We start from the raw sequence: 9,078 nt of genomic DNA, 5'->3' as shown, positions 1-9,078 counted from the left end.
AATTCGCTTGCGCCGCTTTTTTTAAAGTCCGCATCTCGGTACCGCTTCGAAATTTCGCTCACTGCGGTTTGTAAAATTTCGCAGCGCACGCAAGAAAGTCCGTATTCGTCACATAAAAACATGATTTTATCGGTATTTGAGCCGATCGCGTAAATTTGCAGATCGTATTTTTTAAACTCCGCAAAAAGCGGGTGCAGATCCACGCCTTTATCGTCGCCGCCGAGGATTAGATGTATTTTGCGCCCCGCGTATCGCTTCAGCGCCTGCGCGCACGCATCGATGTTGGTGGCCTTCGTGTCATTGACCCAGACCCTGCCGCGCGCGTCGGTAAGCTCTTCGAGCTTATTGCCCTCGATCACGAAGTCGTTCAGTCGCGCGGCGTCGCATCTGTCGAATAAAATTTTCTCCACGCACAGCGTCAAAAGCGCGTCGATTAAAAAGGGCGTGCGGAATTTTATCTCGCCTAAATCGATGCCGAATTTTTGCGCCAGATCCGCTTCGTCCTCGTAGCAGATTATGCGAGATAGGCTATTTTGCGCGGCAGCAGAGCTTTCGTAGACGCGCGGGATCAGCGCCACGGAGCCTTCGCGCATCGCTAGTAGCGGCGAGAGTTTGGCGCGCTCATACTCCGCAAAATCGCCGTGCCAGCTGAGATGATCGGGCGTAATTGCGAGCAGCACGTAGATGTCGGGGCACGCGTGCTTGGTGTAGTGCAGCGTAAACGAGCTCGTCTCCAGCACCCAAATTTTGGCGCTTTTATCAAGCTTTGCAAGCGGAACGCCCACGTTACCGCCCATTTGCGAGCCGTATCGCTCGAGCAGGTGCTGCATCATCTTCGTCGTCGTGGTCTTGCCGTTCGTGCCGCTTATCCAAATTTTAAGACCTTCGTAATCGTCAAAATAATCGTATTCGCTGATTAAATTTCGTGCCTTTCGCACCAGCTCGTGATGCGGAGGGAAGCCCGGGCTTGGGATTTCAAGCTCGCTTGCGGCGGGATCGAACTCGCTCGGGTTTAAAAGCGCGTTGCCGAACTCGTCCAGCTTCGGCGCGCCAGAAGAAATTTCAAATTTATCGTCGTAAATCTCCCAGCCGCCGTCTTTTTGGCAGTGCTCGGCGATCGCTCTGGTCGTAAGCCCGTAGCCAAATAGCGATTTTTTCATTTTTCTCCCCTTTCGCCCCATAAAATTTGCGTTATCTCATCGGCGCTAAGTTCGGCAATTTCGCCGCTTCTATCGCATCTTTCAAAAAGCCGCGGATCGTAAGTATCCTTAAAATTTAATTTTAAAAACTCGGTAAAATATCCGCCGTCTGCGGCAAAATTAGGACGGTAGTAAAAAGCGTCTAAAAAAGCATCTCCCGTCTCGCGCGGCTCAAAAGTGCTCATTCGCTCCACGATCTCGCGCAGTTCGTCCTTTGTGATATCCGGCACCAATTGCGGCTCCGGTAGTGCGATATCGAAAGCCAAATTTTCCGCGCCGTCCGCTTCCCACCACTCCCAAAGATCAAATTTACTCATATCTTTGCCCGTGATTTCGTGTAGCGTCGCCTCTAGCTCGCGGTATTTTGCGCCGTCAGGATCGCCGTTATCGTCGCAGTAAGCCGTGTAGGCTAAAATTTGCTTTAAAATTTCGCCATACCTTTCGCGCGCCGTTTCGAAATCAGGTTCAATCTGCGCTCGCATTTTATCTCAGTTTCAGCGACGTCAGCGCTATGATATTTGCGATCAGCGCGATGATCCAAAAGCGGATAATGATTTTGTTTTCGACCCAGCCTTTAAGTTCGAAATGGTGATGTATCGGCGCCATCAGGAAAATTCTGCGTTTGAAAATTTTAAAGCTGCCCACCTGCAAGATCACGCTGAGCGTTTCGATGACGAAGACGAAGCCGATCATTATGAGTAAAATTTCGTTTTTCGTGATGACCGCGCAGTATCCTAAAAACGCGCCCACGCTGAGGCTGCCGCTATCGCCCATAAAGACTTCGGCGGGGTAGCAGTTAAACCACAAAAACCCAAGCAGCGCGCCGATCAGCGCCGAGACGATGATGCAGACCTCGCCCGCGCCCGCGACGCGCGGTAGCAAGAGATATTGCGAGTAGATCGCATGCCCGCAAAGATAGGCAAATACGCCCAAGCTGCAGAGCGAAAATACCGACGGAATGGTTGCTAATCCGTCCAGGCCGTCGGTTAAATTTACCGCGTTTGAGCTAGCGCTTATCACGATCGTCCAAAACAGCGGCGCGAAGATCCATAAATTTAGCAGAGGGTATTTGAAAAACGGCACGAAAAATTCCCCGCCCAGATCGCTAAAAGCATAAAGCGTCGCCCCGATCAGAAAGGCCAAGAAATTTTGCAGTGCAAATTTAGCCCGCGCGCTAAGGCCTGCGTGGTTTTGGCGGCCTAAAATTTTAGAGATATCATCCTTAAAGCCTATGTAGCCGAAGCCTACCAAGCAAAGCAGTCCGCATAGCACGAAGACGTTGTTTAGCTTGGCGCACAGCAGGCTTGCGAGCACCGCGGCGGTAACGAAAACGAGCCCGCCCATCGTTGGGGTTTTGCTCTTTTTCTGATGGTTTTGCGGCGCGAGCTCGTAGATGGGCTGCGCAGCGTGTCTGGCTTGCGCCCAGCGGATAAACCGCGGCATAGCCCAGACCGAAAAACAAAAAGCGATAAAAAACGCAAGCCCTGCGCGCGCGGTGATGTATTGGAAAAAATTTATATTCGTAAGATGATAGAGATAATAAAACAAAGTTTGCCTTTTAAATTTTATGAAATTTTATATGAAAATGCGCATTTTAGTATAAAAGAGGTAAAATTTAGCTTTTAGGGCGGATGAAATTTTGTCGCATTTGCCAAAAGAAAGTATAATGCCGCTCGTAAAAACAGCGCCGCAGACCTGCTTTAAAAGACCTGCGCAGCGAAATTTAGACGAAATTTAGGAGCCAAAATGGGGCAAAAGACGATTTTACTTATCACCGACGGCATCGGCTTTAACGCGAGCGATAAATTTAACGCGTTTGCAAACGCGAAAAAGCCCGCCTATGATTATCTTTTTAAAAACGTTCCGAATACGCTGCTGCGCACCTCGGGGCTTGCCGTGGGCTTGCCGCAAGGACAGATGGGAAACAGCGAAGTAGGGCATATGACGATCGGAAGCGGCAGAATTCTGTATCAAAACCTAGTCAAAATCGATCGCGCGATCGATGAGGGCTCGCTTGAGAAAAACCAAGCGCTGCAAAGCCTGCTTTCAAAGTGCCGCAGAGTGCACGTCATAGGGCTTTACAGCGACGGCGGCGTGCATTCGCATCTGCGCCATTTCGACGCGATCTGCGAGATAGCGCAAAATGCGGGTTGCGAGACATGGGCGCACGCTATCACCGACGGGCGCGACGTTTCGCCGAGTAGCGGGGTAGAATTTTTAAAGCATCTACAGGCTAAATTTAAAGTTGCTAGCGTGTGCGGGCGCTTTTACGCAATGGATCGCGACAAGCGCTTTGATCGCGTGAAGCGCGCTTACGACGTGCTTTTGGGTGAAGCGGCGCCGCTTGAAATTTCGCCTAGCGAGTATGTGCTACAAAGCTACGAGCACGGCGTGAGCGATGAGTTTATCGAGCCTGCGAGCTTTAACGGCTTTAGCGGTATCGGCGCGGATGACGGAGTGATTTTTATAAATTTTAGAAACGATCGCGCTAGAGAGCTTTGCGCGGCTTTGGGCGATGAGGGCTTCGGCGAATTTGAGCGAAAGCTCGTCGTGCAAAATTTAATCACGATGAGCGAATACGACGCGAGCTTTAAATTTCCTCTGCTATTTGAGAAGCCCGTGCTTAAAAACACGCTTTGCGAAGTGATCGCGGAAGCCGGTCTTACGCAGCTTCACACCGCCGAGACGGAAAAATATGCGCACGCGACATTTTTCTTTAACGGCGGCGTCGAGGAGCCGCTGCCGAACGAAACTCGCGTGCTAATCCCAAGCCCGAAAGTAAAAACCTACGACGAGCAGCCGCAGATGAGCGCGCCTGCGGTGTGCGATGCGGTGATTCGCGGCATCGAAGCGGGGATCGATTTCATCGTCGTAAATTTCGCAAACGGCGATATGGTTGGCCACACGGGCAATTACGACGCCGCGGTAAAGGCGGTCGAAGCGGTGGATGAGTGCATTGGTAAAATTTTAAGCGCGGCGAAGGCGCACGATTACGCCTACGTGCAGATTAGCGATCACGGTAACTGCGAGGCGATGCGAGACGCTGACGGCGAAATTTTAACCAACCACACGACCTTTGACGTATTTTGCTTTGTGCTGGGGCGCGGCGTGCGTGAACTAAAAAGCGGACTTGGGCTTAGCAACGTCGCAGCGACCGTGCTAAAGCTAATGGGGCTACCGAAACCCGCGGAGATGGATGAGGCGCTATTTTGAAATTTAAACGGCGCAGCTCGCGAGCAGGTTTAAACTGCTAAAATTTAGGTAAATTTGGATAAATTTACGCTAGAAATTAAAATTTTAATAAAAGGACAAGTATGAAATTTAGTGGAAAAAACGTTTTAATCACCGGCGCGAGCCGCGGTATCGGCGCGCAGATCGCAAGGACTTTGGCGGGCTACGGGCTTAAGGCGTGGATCAATTATCGCTCAAGCCCAGAGCCTGCCGACGCGCTGCTAGAGGAGATCCGCGCAAACGGCGGAGAGGGCGCCGTGATAAAATTTGACGCGACGAACGAGGCGGAATTTAGCGAGGCGATTGCCCTGATCGCGCAAAGCGACAGCGAGCTAAGCTATCTGGTAAATAACGCGGGCATCACGAACGACAAACTCGCGCTTAGGATGAAGCTGGAAGACTTCATGGGCGTAATCGAAGCAAATTTAAGTAGCGCCTTCATCGGCTGCCGCGAAGCTCTAAAGCTAATGAGCAAAAAGCGCTTCGGCGCGGTCGTAAATATCGCCTCGATCGTCGGCGAAATGGGCAACGCCGGGCAGGTCAATTACAGCGCGAGCAAGGGCGGAATGATCGCGATGAGTAAGAGCTTTGCAAAAGAGGGCGCGGCGCGCGGCATCCGCTTTAATTGCATAACTCCGGGCTTCATCGCTACGGATATGACGGATGCGCTAAGCGACGACGTAAAGGCAAGCTACGAAGCGAGCATCCCGCTTAAGCGCCTCGGAAGCACGAGCGACGTTGCCGAAGGAGTTGCGTTTTTACTCAGCGACGGCGCGGGCTACATTACGGGCGAGACGCTTAAAATCAACGGCGGGCTCTATATGTAGCGTTAAATAGCGGAATTTAAGGTTAAATATTATAAAATTACGCGGTATTTTTTTAAAGGAGTGCTAAAATGGCAGTATTTGAAGATGTAAGAGACGTAGTTGTAGAGCAACTCAGCGTTAGCCCGGATCAGGTTAAACTTGACTCTAAAATTATCGAGGATTTGGGCGCGGACTCTCTTGACGTAGTTGAGCTAGTAATGGCTTTAGAGGAGAAATTCGGTATCGAGATCCCAGATAGCGAGTCTGAAAAATTAGTAAGCATTAAAGACGTAGTAGATTATATAGAAAATTTGCCTAAGAAATAAAATTTTAAGGAAGCGGTTTTGAAACGAGTCGTAGTAACGGGCATCGGGATGATAACCTCTCTCGGGCTTGACAAACAGAGCAGTTTTGAAAATATCTGTAACGGAAAAACCGGGGTTGATAAAATTTCGCTCTTTGACGCTAGCGAATTTCCGGTTCAAATTGCAGCTGAAGTAAAAGGTTTCGATCCTTCGAGCATAATCGAGGATGGAAAAGAGATAAAAAAGATGGATAGATTTATCCAACTCGGGCTTAAAGCTGCGGGCGAAGCTATGGATGACGCTAAATTTAGTAGCTTTGATAGCGATGAATTCGGCGTTAGCTCGGCTAGCGGTATAGGCGGTTTACCGAATATTGAGATAAATGCCAATACCTGCTTGCAGCGCGGCCCTAGGCGAATTTCTCCGTTTTTTATCCCTTCTGCGTTAGTAAATATGCTCGGCGGCTTTGTTTCAATATATTACAACTTAAAAGGCCCGAATTTATCCAGCGTTACGGCTTGTGCGGCTTCTGCGCATGCGATTATGGACGCTGCGAGAGTTATCATGATTGGCGAAGCGAAAAAGATGCTCGCAGTGGGAGCCGAGGCTGCGGTTTGTCCCGTAGGTATCGGTGGATTTGCTGCGATGAAGGCGCTTTGTGCTAGAAATGACGATCCTGCGCACGCTTCACGTCCGTTTGATGCGGAGCGAAACGGCTTTGTTATGGGCGAAGGCGCGGCGGCTTTAGTTTTAGAAGAGCTGCAGGACGCAAAAGCGCGCGGCGCTAAAATTTACGGCGAGCTCGTAGGATTCGGCGCTAGCGGCGATGCTTATCATATCACTTCGCCTAGCCTAGACGGACCGATCCGCGCTATGAAAAAGGCCTACGAGATGGCGGGACGCCCGAAGATTGATTATATCAACGCCCACGGAACGTCCACCGCGATAAACGATAAAAACGAAACCGCGGCGTTAAAAGAGCTTTTTGGCGAGGGCAAGGTGCCTGCGGTCAGCTCCACCAAGGGCCAGCTAGGACATTGCCTAGGCGCTGCTGGAGCGGTAGAGGCTGCGATCAGCCTTTTAGCGATGCAAAACGGCATCATACCGCCTACGATAAATCAAATTTCAAAAGATCCAGATTGCGATTTGGACTATGTGCCAAACGTCGCTAGAAAAGCCAAACTCGATTGCGTCATGAGCAATAATTTTGGATTCGGCGGCACGAACGCATCGCTTATTTTCAAAAGAGTAGATTAATGGCTAGCTATCTGGACTTCGAAAAGTCTATAAAGCAGATCGACGAGGACATCACCGCCGCTAAAATTCGCGGCGATGAGGACGCGGTCGAAATTTTAAATAAGAACCTCGAAAAAGAAATTTCTAAAGTTTATAAGAATTTAAACGAATACCAAAGGCTTCAGCTTGCGCGCCATCCGGATCGCCCTTACGCGATCGATTATATTCGTGCGCTTTTGCAAGACGCTAGGGAGCTTCACGGCGACCGCGCCTTTAGAGACGATCCGTCGATCGTGTGCTATCTAGGCATTATGGGCAATCGCAAAATCGCCGTGATCGCCGAGCAGAAGGGTCGCGGTACCAAAAACAAGCTGAAGCGAAATTTCGGTATGCCGCATCCGGAGGGCTATCGCAAGGCGCTGCGCGTAGCGAAACTCGCCGAAAAATTTAACCTTCCTATTTTGTTTTTGATCGACACTCCGGGCGCATATCCGGGACTTGGTGCCGAGGAGCGCGGTCAAAGCGAAGCAATCGCGCGAAATCTATATGAGCTTAGCGATATTAAAACCCCTACGATCGCCGTCGTTATAGGCGAGGGCGGCAGCGGCGGAGCTTTGGCTATTGGCGTAGCTGATCGGCTGGCGATGCTTCAAAACTCAATTTTTTCGGTTATCTCTCCAGAGGGTTGCGCCGCGATTTTGTGGAACGATCCGAGCAAGAGCGAGGCCGCTACGAAGGCGCTAAAAATCACCGCCGAGGAGCTAAAAGAGCTGGGCTTGATCGACGACGTGATTAAAGAGCCTAAAACGGGCGCCCACAGAGATAAAGACGGCGCGATAAAAGCGCTTGGAAACTACGTCTTAACCGAGCTGCACAAGCTAGACGATCTTAGCATAGACGAGCTAATTAGTAGAAGGCAACAAAAAATTTTAAGGTTCGGTGCTTATAAAGAAAACTAAATTTTAAATTTCGCGACTTTTTTAAAACCAAATTTAATAACTTCACACTCTAAGAGGACAAATGGAAAATACAAATCAAAATTCCGCTCAGACCGCCGTTTCAAATTCTAATCAAAACGGCAGAAAAACTTACGCCAAAACGCACGTTCCCGTCGAGGGCTACCAGATCGAGGAGCTCCGCTCGATGGATCTTGAAAATCTCATCGCTATAGCAGACGAGCTAGGCGTCGAGAATCCGCGCGAATTCCGCCGCCAAGCGCTCGTTTTTGAAATTTTACGTATGCAGACGAAGCAGGGCGGCTTCATACTTTTTACGGGGATTTTGGAGGTTACCGCCGAGGGTTATGGCTTTTTGCGCGGCATAGATTCAAATTTAAGCGACAGCGCCAACGACGCCTATGTGAGCCTCAGCCAGATCCGCAAATTCGCCCTTCGCGTCGGCGACATCGTCACGGGCCAGGTGCGCGAGCCGAAGGATCAGGAGAAGTACTATGCGCTTTTAAAGATCGATCCAAGAAGCCAGAGAGCGCCCGTTATTTGACAATCTCACGCCGCTTTTCCCGACCGAAAAGCTCAAGCTCGAATACGATCCTATGCGCCTTACCGGTCGCGTGCTCGATCTTTTCACCCCGATCGGCAAGGGACAGCGCGGGCTCATCACGGCGCCTCCGCGTAGCGGTAAAACGGAGCTTATGAAGGAGCTTGCCAACGGCATTACGCGCAACCACCCCGAGGTCGAGCTTTTGGTTCTGCTAGTCGACGAGCGCCCCGAGGAGGTGACCGACATGGAGCGCAGCGTGCGCGGCGAGGTGTTTAGCTCGACCTTCGATCAGCCCGCATTCAACCACGTTCGCGTTGCCGAGCTCGTCATCGAAAAGGCAAAACGCGCCGTCGAAAACGGCAAGGACGTCGTCATCCTGCTCGATAGCATCACCCGCCTTGCGCGCGCTTACAACACCGTCACGCCTAGCAGCGGCAAAGTCCTAAGCGGCGGCGTGGACGCAAACGCCCTGCATAAGCCGAAGCGCTTCTTCGGTGCGGCGCGAAACATCGAAAACGGCGGCTCGCTTACCATCGTCGCTACCGCACTCATCGAGACCGGCTCGCGAATGGACGACGTGATCTTCGAGGAGTTCAAAGGCACGGGCAACAGCGAGATCATCCTCGATCGCAATATCTCGGATCGTAGAATTTACCCCGCGATCAATATCACCAAGTCAGGCACGCGCAAAGAGGAGCTTTTGCAAGGCAGCGAAAATCTGCAAAAGATCTGGGCGCTACGCTCGGCTATCTCGACGATGGACGACGTCGAGGCGCTGAAATTTTTATACGCCAAGATGCT

At 50.9% G+C, this 9,078-nt stretch carries 8 protein-coding genes and 1 pseudogene; 6 read left to right on the top strand and 3 right to left on the bottom strand.

Translation table 11 applies throughout. From position 1 onward, the window contains the following. The 3 genes from murD to mraY form a co-directional block, all read right to left on the bottom strand. On the bottom strand, positions 1–1,160 hold a 1,160-nt coding region (gene murD, locus Q0413_RS07490), incomplete at its 3' end, for a UDP-N-acetylmuramoyl-L-alanine--D-glutamate ligase (RefSeq protein WP_298988366.1). Beyond that, complete coding sequence (locus tag Q0413_RS07485) at positions 1,157–1,681, bottom strand: hypothetical protein (RefSeq protein ID WP_298988365.1); 525 nt, start codon at positions 1,679–1,681, stop codon at positions 1,157–1,159. The genes murD and Q0413_RS07485, both read right to left, overlap by 4 nt. A 1-nt stretch (position 1,682) precedes the next feature. Further along, positions 1,683–2,747 (bottom strand): phospho-N-acetylmuramoyl-pentapeptide-transferase, encoded by a 1,065-nt coding sequence (gene mraY / locus Q0413_RS07480; protein ID WP_298054009.1) that lies wholly within the window; start codon positions 2,745–2,747, stop codon positions 1,683–1,685. A gap of 198 nt (positions 2,748–2,945) precedes the next feature. Between mraY and gpmI the strand changes: the two genes are divergently transcribed. The 6 genes and pseudogenes from gpmI to rho all read left to right on the top strand — a co-directional run. Further along, positions 2,946–4,412, top strand: a complete 1,467-nt coding sequence (gene gpmI, locus Q0413_RS07475; protein ID WP_298988364.1) for a 2,3-bisphosphoglycerate-independent phosphoglycerate mutase — start codon at positions 2,946–2,948, stop codon at positions 4,410–4,412. Positions 4,413–4,513: 101 nt separating this feature from the next. Further along, positions 4,514–5,257, top strand: coding sequence for a 3-oxoacyl-ACP reductase FabG (gene fabG / locus Q0413_RS07470; protein ID WP_298988363.1), 744 nt, complete (start codon positions 4,514–4,516; stop codon positions 5,255–5,257). 68 nt (positions 5,258–5,325) lie between these two features. Then, positions 5,326–5,562 carry an acyl carrier protein gene (acpP, locus tag Q0413_RS07465; RefSeq protein WP_005873350.1) on the top strand — a complete coding sequence of 79 codons (237 nt, stop codon included), beginning with the start codon at positions 5,326–5,328 and terminating at the stop codon, positions 5,560–5,562. 18 nt (positions 5,563–5,580) lie between these two features. Further along, positions 5,581–6,798 carry a beta-ketoacyl-ACP synthase II gene (locus Q0413_RS07460; protein ID WP_298988362.1) on the top strand — a complete coding sequence of 406 codons (1,218 nt, stop codon included), beginning with the start codon at positions 5,581–5,583 and terminating at the stop codon, positions 6,796–6,798. Continuing rightward, the gene (gene accA / locus Q0413_RS07455; protein ID WP_297881080.1) at positions 6,798–7,736 is read left to right on the top strand and encodes an acetyl-CoA carboxylase carboxyl transferase subunit alpha; all 939 of its coding nucleotides are present in this window, start codon (positions 6,798–6,800) and stop codon (positions 7,734–7,736) included. The genes Q0413_RS07460 and accA overlap by 1 nt, the downstream gene beginning before the upstream one ends. A 61-nt stretch (positions 7,737–7,797) precedes the next feature. Continuing rightward, a pseudogene (gene rho / locus Q0413_RS07450) lies at positions 7,798–9,078 on the top strand (transcription termination factor Rho); the annotation flags it as partial.

It is taken from the genome of uncultured Campylobacter sp. (assembly GCF_938045465.1).
Classification (GTDB): domain Bacteria; phylum Campylobacterota; class Campylobacteria; order Campylobacterales; family Campylobacteraceae; genus Campylobacter_B.
The sequence above is the reverse complement of the archived record's forward strand: the minus strand, read 5'-3'. Positions and strand labels throughout refer to the sequence as shown.

Bases quoted from the DNA above. Each gene is read 5' to 3' on its own strand.
- Q0413_RS07485 (WP_298988365.1), bottom strand. From the start codon at position 1,681: ATGCGAGCGCAGATTGAACCTGATTTCGAAACGGCGCGCGAAAGGTAT.
- gpmI (WP_298988364.1), top strand. From the start codon at position 2,946: ATGGGGCAAAAGACGATTTTACTTATCACCGACGGCATCGGCTTTAAC.
- fabG (WP_298988363.1), top strand. From the start codon at position 4,514: ATGAAATTTAGTGGAAAAAACGTTTTAATCACCGGCGCGAGCCGCGGT.
- acpP (WP_005873350.1), top strand. From the start codon at position 5,326: ATGGCAGTATTTGAAGATGTAAGAGACGTAGTTGTAGAGCAACTCAGC.
- accA (WP_297881080.1), top strand. From the start codon at position 6,798: ATGGCTAGCTATCTGGACTTCGAAAAGTCTATAAAGCAGATCGACGAG.